At 56.6% G+C, this 16003-nt stretch carries 14 protein-coding genes and 1 tRNA gene; 4 read left to right on the top strand and 11 right to left on the bottom strand.

Annotated elements, in window-relative coordinates; genetic code table 11:
* Positions 1–43: 43 nt before the first annotated feature.
* From secF to yajC, 3 genes are read right to left on the bottom strand one after another with little or no spacing between them, the layout of a single operon-like run.
* Positions 44–1027, bottom strand: a complete 984-nt coding sequence (secF, locus tag LKO31_RS13025) for a protein translocase subunit SecF (RefSeq protein ID WP_227690988.1) — start codon at positions 1025–1027, stop codon at positions 44–46.
* Between the two features lie 12 nt (positions 1028–1039).
* The gene (gene secD / locus LKO31_RS13020; protein ID WP_227690987.1) at positions 1040–2653 is read right to left on the bottom strand and encodes a protein translocase subunit SecD; all 1614 of its coding nucleotides are present in this window, start codon (positions 2651–2653) and stop codon (positions 1040–1042) included.
* 51 nt (positions 2654–2704) lie between these two features.
* Complete coding sequence (gene yajC, locus LKO31_RS13015; protein WP_227690986.1) at positions 2705–3034, bottom strand: preprotein translocase subunit YajC; 330 nt, start codon at positions 3032–3034, stop codon at positions 2705–2707.
* 272 nt (positions 3035–3306) lie between these two features.
* On the opposite strand from yajC, the gene LKO31_RS13010 reads away from it, so the two are divergent.
* Positions 3307–3383, top strand: a tRNA-Pro gene (locus LKO31_RS13010).
* 409 nt (positions 3384–3792) lie between these two features.
* Complete coding sequence (locus LKO31_RS13005) at positions 3793–4569, top strand: TSUP family transporter (protein WP_227690985.1); 777 nt, start codon at positions 3793–3795, stop codon at positions 4567–4569.
* 36 nt (positions 4570–4605) lie between these two features.
* Here the strand turns inward: LKO31_RS13005 and LKO31_RS13000 are convergent, their stop codons facing one another.
* Complete coding sequence (locus tag LKO31_RS13000; protein ID WP_227690984.1) at positions 4606–5589, bottom strand: NADPH:quinone oxidoreductase family protein; 984 nt, start codon at positions 5587–5589, stop codon at positions 4606–4608.
* A 68-nt stretch (positions 5590–5657) separates the two neighbouring features.
* Between LKO31_RS13000 and LKO31_RS12995 the strand changes: the two genes are divergently transcribed.
* Both LKO31_RS12995 and LKO31_RS12990 read left to right on the top strand, forming a co-directional pair.
* A complete protein-coding gene (locus tag LKO31_RS12995; protein ID WP_227690983.1) occupies positions 5658–6233 on the top strand; it encodes a glycoside hydrolase family 108 protein in 576 nt (191 codons plus the stop codon).
* Between the two features lie 106 nt (positions 6234–6339).
* On the top strand, positions 6340–6750 hold the full coding sequence (locus tag LKO31_RS12990) for a holin family protein (RefSeq protein ID WP_227690982.1): 411 nt from the start codon (positions 6340–6342) through the stop codon (positions 6748–6750).
* Positions 6751–6798: 48 nt separating this feature from the next.
* Here the strand turns inward: LKO31_RS12990 and LKO31_RS12985 are convergent, their stop codons facing one another.
* From LKO31_RS12985 to LKO31_RS12955, 7 genes are all read right to left on the bottom strand, one after another.
* Entirely contained in the window at positions 6799–7233 is a 435-nt protein-coding gene (locus LKO31_RS12985) for a hypothetical protein (protein WP_227690981.1), read from the bottom strand.
* Positions 7234–7253: 20 nt separating this feature from the next.
* Positions 7254–9974, bottom strand: a complete 2721-nt coding sequence (gene alaS / locus LKO31_RS12980) for an alanine--tRNA ligase (protein WP_227690980.1) — start codon at positions 9972–9974, stop codon at positions 7254–7256.
* A gap of 70 nt (positions 9975–10044) precedes the next feature.
* Positions 10045–10461 (bottom strand): hypothetical protein, encoded by a 417-nt coding sequence (locus tag LKO31_RS12975; protein ID WP_227690979.1) that lies wholly within the window; start codon positions 10459–10461, stop codon positions 10045–10047.
* Between the two features lie 259 nt (positions 10462–10720).
* On the bottom strand, positions 10721–11344 hold the full coding sequence (locus LKO31_RS12970; protein ID WP_227691248.1) for a glutathione S-transferase family protein: 624 nt from the start codon (positions 11342–11344) through the stop codon (positions 10721–10723).
* A gap of 709 nt (positions 11345–12053) precedes the next feature.
* Positions 12054–13127 (bottom strand): recombinase RecA, encoded by a 1074-nt coding sequence (gene recA / locus LKO31_RS12965; protein ID WP_227690978.1) that lies wholly within the window; start codon positions 13125–13127, stop codon positions 12054–12056.
* A 104-nt stretch (positions 13128–13231) separates the two neighbouring features.
* The gene (locus LKO31_RS12960; protein WP_227690977.1) at positions 13232–13585 is read right to left on the bottom strand and encodes a response regulator; all 354 of its coding nucleotides are present in this window, start codon (positions 13583–13585) and stop codon (positions 13232–13234) included.
* The gene (locus LKO31_RS12955; RefSeq protein ID WP_227690976.1) at positions 13578–15941 is read right to left on the bottom strand and encodes a hybrid sensor histidine kinase/response regulator; all 2364 of its coding nucleotides are present in this window, start codon (positions 15939–15941) and stop codon (positions 13578–13580) included. The genes LKO31_RS12960 and LKO31_RS12955 overlap by 8 nt, the downstream gene beginning before the upstream one ends.
* Positions 15942–16003 lie beyond the last annotated feature (62 nt).

Here is a 16003-nt window from a genome sequence, read left to right as displayed (position 1 = left end):
GGAAAGCATCTGCCTTCCCGCCCTTTTTTGTTTGCGTATCGGCTTACACCGCTGCGCCATCATCCTCGCGGGCTGTGACGCGTTCGCCGCCCTGCTGCGACGCGCTGGTGCGCGGCACAAAGCTGTGCGGGCCAACCTTCAACCACACCAAGACCGGCGTCGACATCAGCACCGACGAATAGCTGCCAACGAAAATACCGAACAACATAGCCGCCGTGAAACCAAAGATCACATCGGGCCCCATAAAGAGCAAGACACCCAACGCCAAGAACATCGCCACGGTCGTCATCACGGTGCGCGACAATGTCTCGTTCAAGCTCAGGTTCAGCAAGGGGATGATGTCCATCTTGCGGTATTTCTTCAGATTTTCACGAATACGGTCATAGACCACAATCGTGTCGTTCAGCGAATAACCCACAATGGTCAGCAAGGCGGCAACCGAGTTCAAATCAAATTGAATTTGCGTCACGGCAAAAAAGCCGAATGTCAGAGCGACTTCGTGGAACAAACGTCCCATCGCACCCACACCAAATTGCCACTCAAAGCGCATCCAGATGTAGATGGAGATCCCCAGCATCGCCAGCCCAAGGCTCAACGCACCGGTGGTGATCAACTCATCGGACACCTTACCCGAAACGGTTTCCACCGATCCAGCCTTGGCATTGGGAAAGGCCGCTTCAATGCCGGACACCAATTTGCGCCCTGCCTGTTCGGCCACTTCCTTGCCGCCATCTGGCAAAGCGGTTCGAATGGACACAGCCTTGTCCGAACCAAATTGCTGGATGGTCGCATCACCCAAGCCAAGGTCACCCACTTTGTCACGGATTTCGTCAATCTCTGGCATAGTGCCAGTGAATTCGACGCGCACCGACTGACCGCCCACAAAGTCAATGCCCAGATTCAGTCCCTTTACGCCAACCAGCACAATGGACAGAATAACCAGAAACATGCTCATGAACGACGCCAATTTGCGCCATCTCAAAAAGTCGAGATTGGTATTGTCAGGGACGAGTTTCAGCAATCGCATCTCATTCCCTCCTTACAAATGGATCGTGGTCGGACGCTTGCTACGCAGCCAATGCGCGACAAGCATACGGGTGACGGTAACAGCGGTGAAAACGCTGGTGACGATGCCGATGGTCAACACCACCGCAAAGCCCTTGATCGGACCGGACCCGAACCAGAACATCAACGCCGCCGCAATCACGTTGGTGATATTGGCGTCGAAAATCGCGCGGCTAGCTTCGGTATAACCCAATTCCACCGCCTGAAACGCTTTGCGTCCCCGCGCCAATTCTTCGCGTATTCGCTCGTTAATCAGCACGTTGGCATCCACCGCCGCGCCAATGGTCAGCACGAAACCGGCAATACCGGGCAAAGTCAGCGTGGCGTTGAACGCCGCCATAGTCGCAATGATCAAAAACACGTTAAAGATCAGCGCGATGTTGGCATAAACACCAAAGCGGCCATAGACCACCAGCATCAACGTCAATACGGCAACCGTGGCAATAATGCCGGCAATCGCCCCGCGCTCAATCGAATCTTGGCCCAGCTCCGGCGTCACGGTGCGTTCTTCAACGACCTCCATCTTCACCGGCAAAGCACCCGACCGCAGCGAAATCGACAAAGCATTGGCGCTGGCGACCGTGAAATTGCCCGAAATCTGTGCGCTGCCGCCCAAAATCGGTTCATTGATCGACGGAGCCGACAACACCTTGCCGTCCAACACCATAGCAAAACGCTGACCGACGGCCGCCGCTGTCACCTTTGCAAAGGTCGCAGCGCCTTGGCTGTCAAAGCGAATGCTGACCACCGGCTGGTTCGACTGCTGTTCATAGCTTTGCTGGGCGCTGATCAACTGATCACCGCTGATCATCACCTGACGGCGCAGCACTTCAAACGCCGCGCCATTGCCTTCACCTTCGCCATATGGAACAATTTCACTGCCGACTGGCACACGGCCCGCCATCGCTTCATTGGGGTCCGCGGTGGCGTCCACCATGCGGAATTCCAAGCGGGCGGTCTTGCCGATCAACTCTTTCAATTCCGCTGGGTCTTGCAGGCCGGGCACCTGAACCACCACACGGTCATTGCCTTCGCGAATGATCGTCGGTTCGCGCGTGCCCAATTCGTTGATACGGCGGTCAATAATGTCGCGCGCCGTATCCATCGCATGGGCCACGGCTTGCGCCTGACCCGCCGATGTTGGCGTCAACACCATGCGCGTGGTATCAACCACACTAATGTCCCAATCGCGCTGGCCGCTCAGGCCCGCACCTTGGGTTTCCTTCAACATACGTTCGCGTGCGGCATCCACCTGCGCGCGGTCGCGTACCAAAAAGCTTACTTTTCCGCCATTGGTCGACAATTCGCCAATCGCAATATCGTCAGCCGCGCCGGTTTCACCGCGCATTGCGGTCCGCACGGTCTTTTCCATATTATCAAGCTGGGTTTTGCGCAGATCGTTCAGATCGGCTTCCAACAGCAAATGGCTACCGCCCGCAAGGTCAAGCCCAAGGTTGACCTTGGCTTGCATGAAAGACGGCAAAGCAGACCGTGTCTGCTCCGGCAGAAAAGTGGGAATGGAAAATAAAACACCAAGCAGCAAAATCAAACTGATGCCGATGCTTTTCCAACGGGGGAAATCTAACATCTATAAATCCCGTCTGGCTGGGCCCGTCCGCCGCAAAGCGGACGTGGCAAATCAGTCATTAGCGGGGGTTCCGCCGGGCTGAACAACATCGGCCAAGGTCGATTTGACAACCTTGATCTTCACGCCTTGTGCAATTTCCACATCGACAAAATCATCGTCTACGCGGGTCACTTTGCCGACAATACCGCCGCCCGTCACCACTTGATCACGCACCTTGACGGCAGCAACCTTGGCCCGATGCTCTTTCATACGAACAGACTGCGGACGGATCAAAAAGAACCAAAAGACTACGAAAATCAGCAGATAAGGAACCAGCATAAGGAAACCACCGGCCCCGCCAGAGGCTCCCGCTGCTTGGCTCAAAAGCAATTGCATCGACATGTACGAGAATCTTTCCGTTCATAAGCGTGCTCTTTCCCTTGCAAGAAAGAGCAAAAAACATGGTCCGCCGCCTACCATGCAGGAAGAAGCCGCGCAACAACAGGCTGCGCGGCAAACCGCCACATAAGGCAACGGACAGCCGCCTAAAAAATGGGCACTTGCCAGCGACGATCAAGCTAGCTGCTGAAAGAAATGCAATTTTTTGAAAACATCTGTTGCATCCCCAAAAAATCCAGCCTAATGGCGACGCCTGCCCAGCAGATGGGCACGGTCGGGACGTAGCGCAGCCTGGTAGCGCATCACACTGGGGGTGTGGGGGTCGTAGGTTCGAATCCTATCGTCCCGACCAATTTATCTTCTACCAGCAAAATTTAATCTCAGATCGGACCGCATCTCTGCGAACGATCTGTCACCTTGCAATTCCAAATCCCACGCTAAGCATCTTCATCAAATCAGCATCCCAGCGTGCCAGTGACGAAGAAAGCACGCGTAGCCAACTTACACCCTGCGCGGCGTTTCATATGGCCGATAAGTCGAGATGGTCGGCATCCAGTTTTCGCGTCCGCCATTCTCGCGCGTTTAAAAACAGAATATTGCTGCGCCAATCAGAAATAGCGAAAGCTTGCTTCCGCTGGATCGATGACCCGCCCATTACCCCAACATGGCAACAAATCACCACCTGCACCCGTGGATAGGCGGATCGAAAAATAGCTGCGAAGCCCCCTACTGTATCGGTTTGATTTCCGTATAACAGCCCCATGACCTTCACCCCCGAAACCATCGCCTTCCTTCTCGGCATTGCCTTCCTCGCGGGCACGATTGACGCCATGGCTGGCGGTGGGGGCCTGCTCACCATTCCCGCGCTCATGTCCACGGGGATGCCGCCCGTCGTCGCGCTTGCGACCAACAAATTGCAGAGCGCCATTGGTACGGCTTCTAGCTTCTATACCTTTTGGCGCGGCGGCCATGTCGAGGTAAAACGCTTCGCTTGGCCCGTCGCCGGTGCCTTGCTCGGTTCCACGGCTGGGGCCTTGGCGGTGCAAGTCATCGACAGCAGCTTCTTGGCCGCTATCGTTCCTATCTTGCTCATATTGATGGCGCTTTACTTCCTCCTTGCCCCATCCATGAGCGAGGCTGACCGCGCTGCCAAACTCTCCACCCTACCGCTCACCCTGTTGATCAGCGCCATTGGCTTTTATGATGGCTTTTTTGGCCCAGGCACCGGCTCTTTCCTCACCCTTGCCTTGGTGGCCTTGGGCGGTTTCGGCTTGGTCCGCGCCATTGCGGGTACCAAATTGCTCAATCTCACGACCAATATCGCGGCGCTGGTGATGCTCGCCTTGGGTGGCCATATGCTTTGGGCTTTGGGCTTTACGATGGCCGCCGCCAATGTGGTCGGCGCGCAAATCGGCACTCGCCTCGCCATCCGTTATGGCGGCAAAGGCGTCCGCCCGCTGCTCGTCATCATGTCCTTGGCGCTCACCGCCAAGCTGTTGTCAGATCCGGAAAACCCGCTCTGGACGCTGCTGCGCTAAATCTCTGTTCCACGCATCAGCTAAAGTGCCGCGTCATCATGGGCGCAGCACCACTTTGCCCACAACTTTGCGCTGATCCAGCAATTCATATCCTTCGCGCCAATCCGCCAAGTCCAACACACGGTCGATATGGGGCCGGATCACGCCCGCCTCCGCCATGCGATCAATCGCCGAATAACATAGCTGCCCACGGTCCGGAAAGCGGCGGCAATATTCCCCCGCCCGCACACCCATCACCGAAAATCCTTTTATTAACGCTATGTTGGTTGCCATGGTGGCGATCCGTCCGGACGTAAAGCCCACCACCAGCAACCGCCCACCAAAGGCAATGCTGCGCGTCGACTCGTCAAATATATCGCCGCCCACCGGATCAAAAATCACATCGGCCCCCGCGCCGCCCGTAATGCGCTTCACCTCTTCGCGAAATCCCGCCTCCGACGAAATCACCGCGTCGGGCGCATAGATGCGCGCAATCGCTTGCCGCTTTTCTTCGGTGCTGGCCGCCGCGATCACCCGCGCGCCCAGCGCTTTGGCCATATCCACCGCCGCCAACCCGACGCCGCCAGCCGCTCCATGCACCAACACCCATTCGCCCGGTTGCACTTTGGCGCATTGCATCAAACCGACATAGGCCGACACATAGGTCACCGCATAAGCCGACGCCTCTTCCCAGTTCAGTCCGCTGGGTTTACGCCGCATTTTCAGCGCCTGCCCAATGGCATATTCCGCCATCGCACCATGCCCCTGTGCATTGCCGCCCATCACCTCATCGCCCACGCGCCATGTGGTCACATTCGGCCCCACAGCATCGACAATCCCTGAAAACTCCAGCCCTTGGGTAAAGGGCAATGGCGGTTTCAACTGATACGCACCGCGCGTCATCAACAGGTCGGGAAAATTCACGGCGGCCGCAGCCACCTTCACCCGCACCTCGCCCGCCTGCGGCTGCGGAACATCAACATCGCTCAGCCGCACGCCAGCAAAATCTGGTTCCAACGCATGAACCTGCAAAGCCCGCATAAAATCCTCTTTCCTACATTGTTCCAATATGGTTCGTTAAATTAACAAAACGAACCAAAGGAAGCAATATGACCCCATCATCTTACTCCAACTTCGATCTTGATGCGTTGGTTGACGCCATCATTGAACGGGAAGGCCGTTATGTAAACCACCCATCGGATCGCGGCGGCCCCACTTGTTGGGGCATCACCCAATCCGTCGCCCGCGCCGAGGGGTATCAGGGCGATATGCGCGAATTACCGCGCAGCTTAGCCGTCAACATATACACCCGTATTTATTGGCAAAAACCAGCCTTTGACCGTGTCGCTCTACGCGCCGCGTCCATCGCCGCCGAATTGTTCGACACAGGCGTCAACATGGGCACCGCGACGGCCAGCGGTTTTCTTCAACGGGCCCTAAACGCCCTTAACCGCTGTGCACGCGACTATCCGGACATAGCGGTCGACCAGCATATCGGCGCGCGCACCCTTTCCGCCCTCGACGGCTATTTGGCGGCGCGCGGCAAATCCGGTGAGACCGTTCTGCTGCGCGCCATGGAGGCGTTGCAGGGGGAACGCTATATCGCACTGGCCGAACGCCGCCCATCCCAAGAGGCTTTCCTCTATGGCTGGCTCGCCAACCGCATCGGCCCCCTGCACAGCTAAGGCCCCCTTTCGGGTGACCGGTTCAGTCTCCCGCTCTCCCCGCGCGCCTTATAGCCGCAACTTCATAAACTTCCGATCCAACACATTTTGAAAACAGGGAATTTTTATGTCTATTCTCGACGGTATCATTGGCCCCATTGCCAAATTGATCGACAAAATCATCCCCGATCCCGACGCCCGCGACAGAGCAAAGCTGGAACTGCTGAAACTGGAAGGGTCGCAGGAAATGGAGGCGCTGAAAACGCAAATGGCCGCCATCATCGCAGAGGCTAATAGCAACGACCCTTGGACCAGCCGCGCACGGCCCAGCTTCCTTTATGTCATGTACACCCTGCTGCTGTGGGCCATCCCAATGGGCCTGATCGCGGCGGCGCGGCCCGACATGGCGGACGGCATTGCGCGCGGCATGAACGCCTATTTGGCGGGCATCCCCGAACCCCTTTATGCCCTATTTGGCACGGGATATTTGGGTTATACGGCGGCCCGCGCATGGGGCAAAGCCAAGGGCGTCGATTAAACCGACCCGATTAAACCAAGCTTGGGCCGGATCAACGACGGCAGCCTGTTACCGACTAACGGCCGCGCTGCTATCGGCGGACGCGGCGCCATGGCGGCCGCTGTCGTCCACGCGGCGAAGCGTCACGCTTTCCAACCCCTTGCCCCAATCGGCGGCCAGCATGATCTCGGTCATACTAGCGGGGGTCAGGGTCACATCGACCATATGCCCCGCATCGGACAGGGAAAAGCTAACCCCATTCAATCCCCGCATCACAGCGGAATGAATGGGGGCGGCGCAATCAGGGCGGCATAGCGACAAAGCCGCAACGGGGCTTTTATCCCCTTCGCTTAAATGCACTTCAAAGCCCGTTTGGGCCTTGGAGATGCTGCGATAGGTTCCAGCGGGGATTTGCCAACCATCGGCCGTCCCCGCCGGATCATCTCCGCCCTTGCTGCAACCAGCCACCAACCCCAAAATCAGGGCCGATATGGCACAGGCCATCCAAGGGCGGTTTTTCACCATCAGGCGGACAATGCGGCGCGGACTGCAGCGACAGCATCTTGCGCGGCATCGCCGTTTGGACCGCCGCCTTGCGCCATATCCGGACGACCACCGCCGCCTTGACCGCCCAGCGCCGCCACCGCCAGCTTCACCAGATCAACGGCGCTCTGCCCCGCATCGCCAGCTACACCAACAGCCACCGAAGCGCGGCCTTCATTGATCGCCACCAGCATCGCCACACCCGTTCCGACCTGTTTTTTCAGATCATCCACCGCGCCGCGCAGATTTTTGGGGTCCAAACCGTCAACCACTTGCGCGATAAATGCTGTCGACCCGACGGTTTCCACCGCTGGACCATTTCCGCCAGCACCGCCGCCCATCGCCAATGCCTTTTTGGCGTCGGCCAATTCGCGTTCCGCTTTCTTCAGCGCATCGGCCAAGGCCGCAACACGGCTCGGCACATCATCCGGTGTGGTTTTCAGCGTCGCAGCCACCGACTTCAGCGCATCGTCACGGTTCACCAACCACAAACGCGCCGCTTCACCGGTCAAGGCTTCGATACGGCGAACGCCCGACGAAACGGCCGATTCGCTTACGATTTTCAGCAAAGCAATGTCGCCCAGCGCCCGAACATGGGTGCCGCCGCACAGTTCGACCGAATAGCTTTTGCCATCGCCCGCGCCCATCGACAGCACGCGAACTTCATCGCCATATTTCTCGCCAAACAGCGCCATTGCGCCGGCTTCAATCGCATCTTCCGGCGTCATCAAGCGGGTCGTCACCGCTTCATTGCCGCGAATTTGCGCATTCACTTCCGCTTCAATGGCCGCAATTTCCTCGGGGCTCAGCGCCTTGGGGTGGGAAAAGTCAAAACGCAGACGATCTTCGGCAACCAAGCTGCCCTTCTGCGTCACATGTCCGCCCAAATGACCGCGCAGCGCCGCATGAAGCAAGTGGGTCGCACTATGGTTGGCGCGAATACGGTCACGGCGCTGGGCGTCGACGGTCAGCAAAATGCTGTCGCCCACCTTCAACGTGCCGCTTTCCAGCTTGGCGTGGTGCGCATGCAAACGGCCCAGCGGCTTCGACGTGTCCGAAACCACCGCCTTCACGCCGTCCAACGTCGTAATCATGCCAGCATCGCCAGCCTGACCGCCGCTCTCGCCATAAAATGGCGTTTGGTTGGTCAACACAATCACATCGTCGCCAGCCGACGCCTGATCCACGGTCGCACCGTCCTTAACCAAAGCAACAATGCTCGCTTCGCCGGACGTACCCGTATAGCCGATGAATTCGGTGCTGCCGTTGCTTTCCGCAAGGTCAAACCAAATCTCGTCCGAAGCCTTTTCCCCGCTGCCTTTCCAAGCCGCACGCGCCGCCGCCTTTTGCTTGGCCATAGCTTTGTCGAAACCTTCGCGGTCAACCGTGATGTTCTGCGTACGCAATGCATCTTCGGTCAAATCGTAAGGAAAGCCGAAAGTGTCATAAAGCTTGAACGCAACCTCGCCCGACAATTCCCGCTTTGGCGGGGCGTTATTTGGGAAACGGATAGCGTCTGGTTGGTCAAAGCCGACGTTAGCAGAATCGTTATAGGCTTGCGACATTCGCTCGATCGCATCTACTTCGACTTCAAGGAGGCGCAGGCCCTTGTCCAACGTCTGACGGAATTTGGTTTCTTCGCGCTCTAGCGTTTCCGAAATCAAGGGTTGCGCCCGAAGCAGTTCCGGATAGGCCGCACCCATTTCCGTCGCCAAAGACGGCAACAGACGGTGCATCAACGGATCCTTCGCACCCAGCAAATGCGCATGACGCATGGCGCGGCGCATAATGCGGCGCAGCACATAGCCACGGCCTTCATTCGACGGCAGCACGCCGTCGGCAATCAAAAAGCTCGATGCGCGCAGATGATCGGCGATCACGCGGTGGCTCGCGCGGCGCGCTTCATCCGCCGGCACGCCGGTCAGATCAACCGAGGCCGCGATCAGCGCCTTGAACGTGTCCGTGTCATAATTGTCGTGCACGCCTTGCATCACAGCCGCGATGCGTTCCAAGCCCATGCCGGTGTCGATGCTGGGACGTGGCAAGTCGACGCGTTCGCCACCCGCCATTTGTTCATATTGCATGAACACCAGGTTCCAGATTTCAACGAAACGGTCGCCATCTTCTTCCGGCGAGCCCGGAGGACCACCCCAAATATGGTCGCCATGGTCAAAGAAAATTTCGCTGCACGGACCGCAAGGCCCCGTATCGCCCATCGACCAGAAATTATCATTGGTCGGAATGCGGATAATGCGTTCTTCCGGCAGACCCGAAATCTTGCGCCACAAATTAAAGGCTTCGTCGTCGGTGTGATAAACGGTGGCCGTCAGCTTTTCGGCTGGCAGGCCCCATTCCTTGGTGATCAGCGTCCAAGCATGGTGGATCGCTTCTTCTTTGAAATAATCACCGAACGAGAAATTGCCCAGCATTTCAAAGAAGGTGTGGTGGCGGGCCGTAAAGCCCACATTATCAAGGTCATTATGCTTACCGCCGGCGCGCACGCACTTTTGCGACGATGTCGCCGTGGTATATGGGCGCTTTTCAAGCCCCGTGAACACATTTTTGAACGGCACCATACCCGCGTTGACAAACATCAATGTCGGGTCATTGTGCGGCACCAAAGGTGACGAAGGTTCAACATGATGTCCAGCGCCCCCGAAATAGTCGAGGAAGGACCGGCGGATGTCATTGGTCGATGTCATGCGCGCGAATTAGGGACTTTCTCCCTGTTCGACAAGCCGTGAAAGCCGTTCAAGCTGATAGAAAAATGCATCACGACTTTCCGGCAAAAGCATTGCCGACAAAACATGGCAGTTGCGGCAAGATATTTGCATTGGGAACGCCGTTGTCCAGAAATTCAGCGGCCACGTAATTCGCTTCGGTTCTGACTATTGAAAACTCTGAATTTTCAAATGGTTGATGAACAACAATAGTGCCGCAATCGAAATCCCCATTGGACCGATATCCCAAAAAATCAAAGGCAGCGTAATTTCCGGTGGGCTGACCAGCCGGATCACGGGTCCAACTGCTCCGCAAAATTTTCACAGCTCCATTGGCCCATAAATCACCACGATCGCGCAAATTCATCTCCCAATGAATTTTGGGATTCGCCGCCTGATAGGATAAGCGCAGCATAGCATAAGCCGCCGTAAAATCGCGGTCACTCAAAGCCTTGGCATAAGCTGCCACCTTTGCGAACGCTTGCGCCTTGCTCGCCTCACTTGGCGGCGTAGCGGCCGAAAATCCCGCTTGCAGATCCAACACCGCCCCGTCGCTCATCGTCAAGGATGGCGATAAGGCACCAACAGCAGCCTTCCCGGCTGGCTTGGCCAGTTCAGTGGCCCGACCCTCGCTGATAGTTGCCGCGCTAGTGGCTGCGGCCCATAGGCCAGCAACACCGATGAACATAGCGTTTCGGATTATCATCATCACTTATCCAAATATTTGATCAAAATATAAAATAGCTTCCGCCCCGCTCCCGCGCGCGCTGCCATGCAGGCCGCGCGTGACAAGCATCCACAAAGGCCGCCAGTCGCGGATAGGCTGGACCGCCGTTCATCACTGCCACCTCGGCAGGAAAGCTCATCATGATATCGGAAGCCGAAAAATCATCGCCAGCAAAAAATGGGTGCTGTGCCAACGCGTCTTCCATATATTGGAAATGCAATTCCAATTGCTGATCAATACGCGCCCGCAGCGGCAAGCCCGCATCCCCCAAACGCGAAGTATAAAGGTTCAGCAAAATGGGCGTCATCGCCGAACCCTCCGCGAAATGCAGAAACTCCAAATAGCGAATATAGGACGCGTCCTCCACGGCCGGAACAAGATGCTGCCCGCCATGGCAGCGGCAAATATATTCCACAATCGCCCCAGATTCGCTGATGATGCGGCCATCATCCTCTAGCACTGGTGATTTCCCAAGGGGATGGATCGCTCGCAGTTCCTCCGGTGCCAAATTGCTGACGGCATCCCGTTCATAGCGGCGGATTTCATAATCCAAGGCCAATTCTTCCAGCAGCCATAAAATGCGCTGGCTACGGCTATTGTTCAGATGGTGAACGATCAACGGCATCATAATTCCTAGCCTGATTGGTCATGACACCCGCAGCCATGTCGCCATTAACCCCCATGGATTAAGCTGACCCAATTTCCCCAGCACAGCAAGCGATATCCGCCGCGTGCCGCCCCCGTCCTGCCGCACGCCATGCGCCGTTGCCCCCCCTATCCATGTCACCGCACCTTAAATTATATGATTTGATCATCCGCCCATTCCTTCCTTATGGCAGACCACAAGGTCAGCGCCTCCAAACATCCAAGCCCTTTGATTATGCCGCTCCAAATACCCCGTCGGCAAAATGGTGCGATGGAGCGACTGGGTAAGCCCACCTCAAACCAACCACGCAACCGAGTTGAAGCTGGAACAATATTTATACGGGCATGCGCAGGGAAAAACTTCAAAAAGCCCAGCGGATGATGCCAGCCGGTAATATAAAACGATATTGGGTGAACACTCCGCAGCACTAGCTATCAAAGCACCATCATATGGGTTGCTGGCGCGGGGCGGCGTCATGGTCGGCCCTTGATATTCGCATCGTCGGGCCGTCATCATGCAACACGCCTCGCAGCATGGGTCATGCTCCTAGCGGCACGACCAACAGTTGACCAAAGCCTTGGTCCGCGCAGACTGCAAAATCGCTTCCCAAACAAAACAGGGTCCGCCTAACATTTTAGGCAGACCCTGTTCGTCCATTATCGCGACAAGGCGGGTTTATACCCTCTCCTCAATCCTCGCTATTTTCGCCCGGACCAACCATTAATTCTTCGGCCACCGCGTCACGGCGGCCGCGAATGGCAGTTTCCAAACGCTGGGCCAACTCTGGGTTATCCAACAAGAATTTTTTGGAGTTTTCACGGCCTTGACCAATGCGAACGGAGTCATAGCTGAACCAAGCGCCAGCCTTTTCCACCACACCGGCCTTCACGCCCAGATCCAGCATTTCGCCAATTTTCGAAATGCCCTCACCGTACATGATGTCAAACTCCACCTGCTTAAAGGGAGGAGCGACCTTGTTCTTCACAACCTTGACGCGTGTAGCGTTACCGACCACTTCATCGCGATCCTTCACCGCACCGATACGGCGAATATCCAAGCGGACAGAAGCATAGAATTTTAGCGCATTTCCGCCAGTGGTGGTTTCAGGGTTTCCATACATCACGCCAATTTTCATGCGCAATTGGTTGATGAAAATCACCATGCAACGCGAACGGCTAATCGAACCCGTCAATTTACGTAGCGATTGCGACATCAAGCGGGCTTGCAAGCCGACATGGCTGTCGCCCATTTCGCCTTCGATTTCCGCACGCGGCACCAAGGCGGCAACCGAGTCGACCACCAAAACGTCAATTGCATTGGAACGCACCAATGTATCGACAATCTCCAGCGCCTGTTCACCCGTATCGGGCTGAGACACCAACAGATCGTCAATATTCACGCCCAATTTGCGGGCATAGACTGGGTCCAGAGCATGTTCCGCGTCAACAAAGGCCGCTGTTCCACCCATTTTCTGCGCCTCTGCAATAGTATGCAGCGCCAAGGTGGTTTTACCGGAGCTTTCCGGTCCATAAATTTCAATCACACGCCCGCGCGGCAAACCGCCCACGCCCAATGCGATGTCCAGTCCCAAAGAACCGGTTGAGATAGCCTCAACCTGCATAGCTTCCTTGGACCCCAATTTCATCACCGAGCCTTTACCAAAAGCCCGATCAATTTGTGCAAGAGCGGCGTCGAGCGCCTTCTGCCTGTCCGTTCCGTTCACTGATTTCCCCGATTCGACGAGTGACAATTGTCCGGCCATGACCGTTCCTTTCCTGCTCTAGAGCGAAGGCAGACGCACCGCAACGCCTGACCGATGTATCGCTTTTGTTCACACAGAACAAGAGGGGAACAAATAAATTTTAATCAGCCTTGGCGAAAGCTTTCAACCACCGCCTCAATATCTTTTAAGCGGAAGGGTTTTGTGACCACATCAATGTGGCGATAGGCCTCTGGAACCTCTGTTCCGCCGCCAGTGGTAAAGGCAAATTGAATGCCGCGCCGCGTCAATTCAGCGGCCACAGGCCAACCTTTTTCGCCGCCCAAATTGATATCAACCAACGCACCGACAATGGATTCGCTGTTCAAGATTTCGAGCGCTGCAAAATTATTCGAAGCCTGTGCCGGAGGATCATACTCCAACGCTTCAAACATATCACCCAACAACATGCCAATCAGCACATCGTCTTCGACAACCAAGATACGGCCTTTATCACTCATGATCTTTTCTCAAATTCGCTTCGTCCAATGCGGCCGATGTTGCCTCTGCCAATTGGGCGACAGAGAAAGGTTTCGGCAAAAAGGTCACTTGATCAATATCGATCGATTGACGCAATTGTTCTTCTGCATAGCCGGACATAAACAAAACTGGCAAATCGGGGCGTTTCTTTCGCATCTCCCGCACCATGGATGGCCCGTCCAAGGTCGGCATCACCACATCGCTGATGATCAGGTCGACATGGTCCATTTGGTGGAAACGCTCCAACCCCTCTTCGCCCTGCGTCGCGGTGGTCACGCTATATCCAGCGCGCGTCAAGGCACGCTCGGCCACGGCGCGGACCATGTCCTCATCCTCTACCAACAATACATGGCCCGTTCCCCACTGCGATTTGCGGACCTTGGCAGGCTGGGCAGCCAGCGGCGCGGTGCCACTTTCGACGTGGTAAACCGGAAGATAGACGGTGAAGGATGTTCCCACCCCTTCTTGGCTATCGGCAAAGATAAACCCTGCGGACTGTTTGATTATGCCGTAAACGGTCGACAGCCCCAGTCCAGTGCCCTTCCCCACATCTTTGGTGGTGAAAAAGGGTTCAAAGATTTTCGACAAAATCTCGGTCGGGATGCCAGCCCCCGTGTCGGTCACGCGCATGGCGCTATAGTCCGCGGGCGGCATGAAGTCATGGCCCAATTTGCGCACATCGTCGGGCGTCATCGGATAGGTTTCGATGGTCAGCGTCCCACGTCCGCCCATGGCGTCACGCGCATTCACGGCCAGATTGACAATCACTTGTTCCAACTGACCAGGATCAGCCCGCACAGCGCCCAGCCCGCGTCCATGATGCACCGATAGCTGAATGGAATCGCCGATCAACCGTTTCAAAAGGTGGGACACTTCGGAAATCACATCGGGCAATTGCAAGATTTGCGGACGCAGAGTTTGCTGGCGCGAAAAAGCAAGCAACTGCCGCGTCAAGCTGGCAGCCCGATTGGCGTTGCTGCGGATCTGCTGAATATCATCATAATCGCTGTCGCCCGGCGTGTGACGCATCAACATCAAGTCACAGCTACCCAAAATAGCTGTCAAAATATTGTTAAAGTCATGCGCCACGCCGCCCGCCAACTGGCCGACCGCTTGCATTTTTGTCGCCTGCGCGACTTGCCGCTTCAGGCGCGACTCCTCGCTGCTATCCTTCAAGCTCAGCAGCACCGCCGCCTCGCCCAATCCGCGCACGCCAACCACACGCAGCGGCACTGGCTCCTCCGGCTGGGACATTAAACGAACCGGCAAATCGCCGCCCACTTGCTGCCCGCTACTGTGACGGCGGATCATATCCGCAAGCGGGCCTTTATCCTCGCTAACCACAATGTCGCCGGGGAAGCGTGGTTTTTGCTGTTCATCCACCCCTGCGCCCCGCAAAAAGGACCGGTTCATAAACAAAAATCGTCCATCGCGATCGACCAACGCCAAACCGAACGGCAGCAAGGACAGCAAGGTTTCAATATAGGTTTGGGCAGTGCTGCGGTCACGCGGACCAATGCTTTCGTCAACAAACGCCAACAACAAAGGCCCATCCGTATCGCGTGCATTCAGCGGGATTTGGATCAAGCGAAGCGGGGTTGCCCGTTCCCCCTCCCGCGCGAAATAGACCAATCCATGTTGGTCTAAACGCAGCATTTGCGCAATGTCGCGGCCAACATAGTGCCGCGCATCATTTTCACCCAGCGCACGCGTCAGAAAGGCTTGGTTGGCCACGCGCAAACGCCCCTCGGCGTTAACCAGCGCGGTCATCACCCCCGCTTCGGCCAGCGCCGCGCCGCCTGCGCCATCCAAATGACGGCTTAATTCTGATGCAACATCAAATCGTTCCAGCGCCGAAAAGCGCCAAACCAAATATTCATCGGCCGCGCCCGTGCGGGTGATATGCGCCCTGATGCGCAGCGCCCCAATGGCCAACGCATCGACGCGCCCTTCGCCATCACGCCACGCCATACGCCCAGCATTGTTGAGCAATTCTGCACCGCGGCCTTCCACTGGCAATTCCGGCGGTACGACAAAACCGCCCATCCATGTGGCGAACAAATCATTGGCGCAAACCAATTGCCCGCCCCGATCCGTCACCGCAATAGCGATATCATCATGGTCGAGCGCCGCGCGCAGCATTGTCCAATCGGGTAAATCGCTGGCCGCCGCCCCTTGGTCCGTAACGGCGCGCCGCCAGACCAACAAGCCCGCCCCGATTAACAGTAAGGCCGCCAAAAATCCGGCAGCAAGTGCCAAACTGCCAGTCGCGAAAAATAATAACGCGACCGACAGCAATAGAGCGGCGCCGACGATCGCGCCATCTTTTGGGGTCAAGGGCGCCAGAAAGCGCAAAAGTGCCGGAGCTTCCCCCCGCCTGCCGCGTTGATGTTCAGCAG

The organism is Sphingopyxis yananensis, from assembly GCF_020687785.1.
In the GTDB taxonomy this organism is placed as follows: Bacteria; Pseudomonadota; Alphaproteobacteria; order Sphingomonadales; family Sphingomonadaceae; genus Sphingopyxis; species Sphingopyxis yananensis.
The sequence above is the reverse complement of the archived record's forward strand: the minus strand, read 5'-3'. Positions and strand labels throughout refer to the sequence as shown.

What these genes read in the sequence shown, in the direction of transcription:
- secF (WP_227690988.1), bottom strand. Translation starts at nt 1,027, where the DNA reads ATGCGATTGCTGAAACTCGTCCCTGACAATACCAATCTCGACTTTTTG.
- secD (WP_227690987.1), bottom strand. Translation starts at nt 2,653, where the DNA reads ATGTTAGATTTCCCCCGTTGGAAAAGCATCGGCATCAGTTTGATTTTG.
- yajC (WP_227690986.1), bottom strand. Translation starts at nt 3,034, where the DNA reads ATGTCGATGCAATTGCTTTTGAGCCAAGCAGCGGGAGCCTCTGGCGGG.
- LKO31_RS13005 (WP_227690985.1), top strand. Translation starts at nt 3,793, where the DNA reads ATGACCTTCACCCCCGAAACCATCGCCTTCCTTCTCGGCATTGCCTTC.
- LKO31_RS13000 (WP_227690984.1), bottom strand. Translation starts at nt 5,589, where the DNA reads ATGCGGGCTTTGCAGGTTCATGCGTTGGAACCAGATTTTGCTGGCGTG.
- LKO31_RS12995 (WP_227690983.1), top strand. Translation starts at nt 5,658, where the DNA reads ATGACCCCATCATCTTACTCCAACTTCGATCTTGATGCGTTGGTTGAC.
- LKO31_RS12990 (WP_227690982.1), top strand. Translation starts at nt 6,340, where the DNA reads ATGTCTATTCTCGACGGTATCATTGGCCCCATTGCCAAATTGATCGAC.
- LKO31_RS12985 (WP_227690981.1), bottom strand. Translation starts at nt 7,233, where the DNA reads ATGGCCTGTGCCATATCGGCCCTGATTTTGGGGTTGGTGGCTGGTTGC.
- alaS (WP_227690980.1), bottom strand. Translation starts at nt 9,974, where the DNA reads ATGACATCGACCAATGACATCCGCCGGTCCTTCCTCGACTATTTCGGG.
- LKO31_RS12970 (WP_227691248.1), bottom strand. Translation starts at nt 11,344, where the DNA reads ATGCCGTTGATCGTTCACCATCTGAACAATAGCCGTAGCCAGCGCATT.
- recA (WP_227690978.1), bottom strand. Translation starts at nt 13,127, where the DNA reads ATGGCCGGACAATTGTCACTCGTCGAATCGGGGAAATCAGTGAACGGA.
- LKO31_RS12960 (WP_227690977.1), bottom strand. Translation starts at nt 13,585, where the DNA reads ATGAGTGATAAAGGCCGTATCTTGGTTGTCGAAGACGATGTGCTGATT.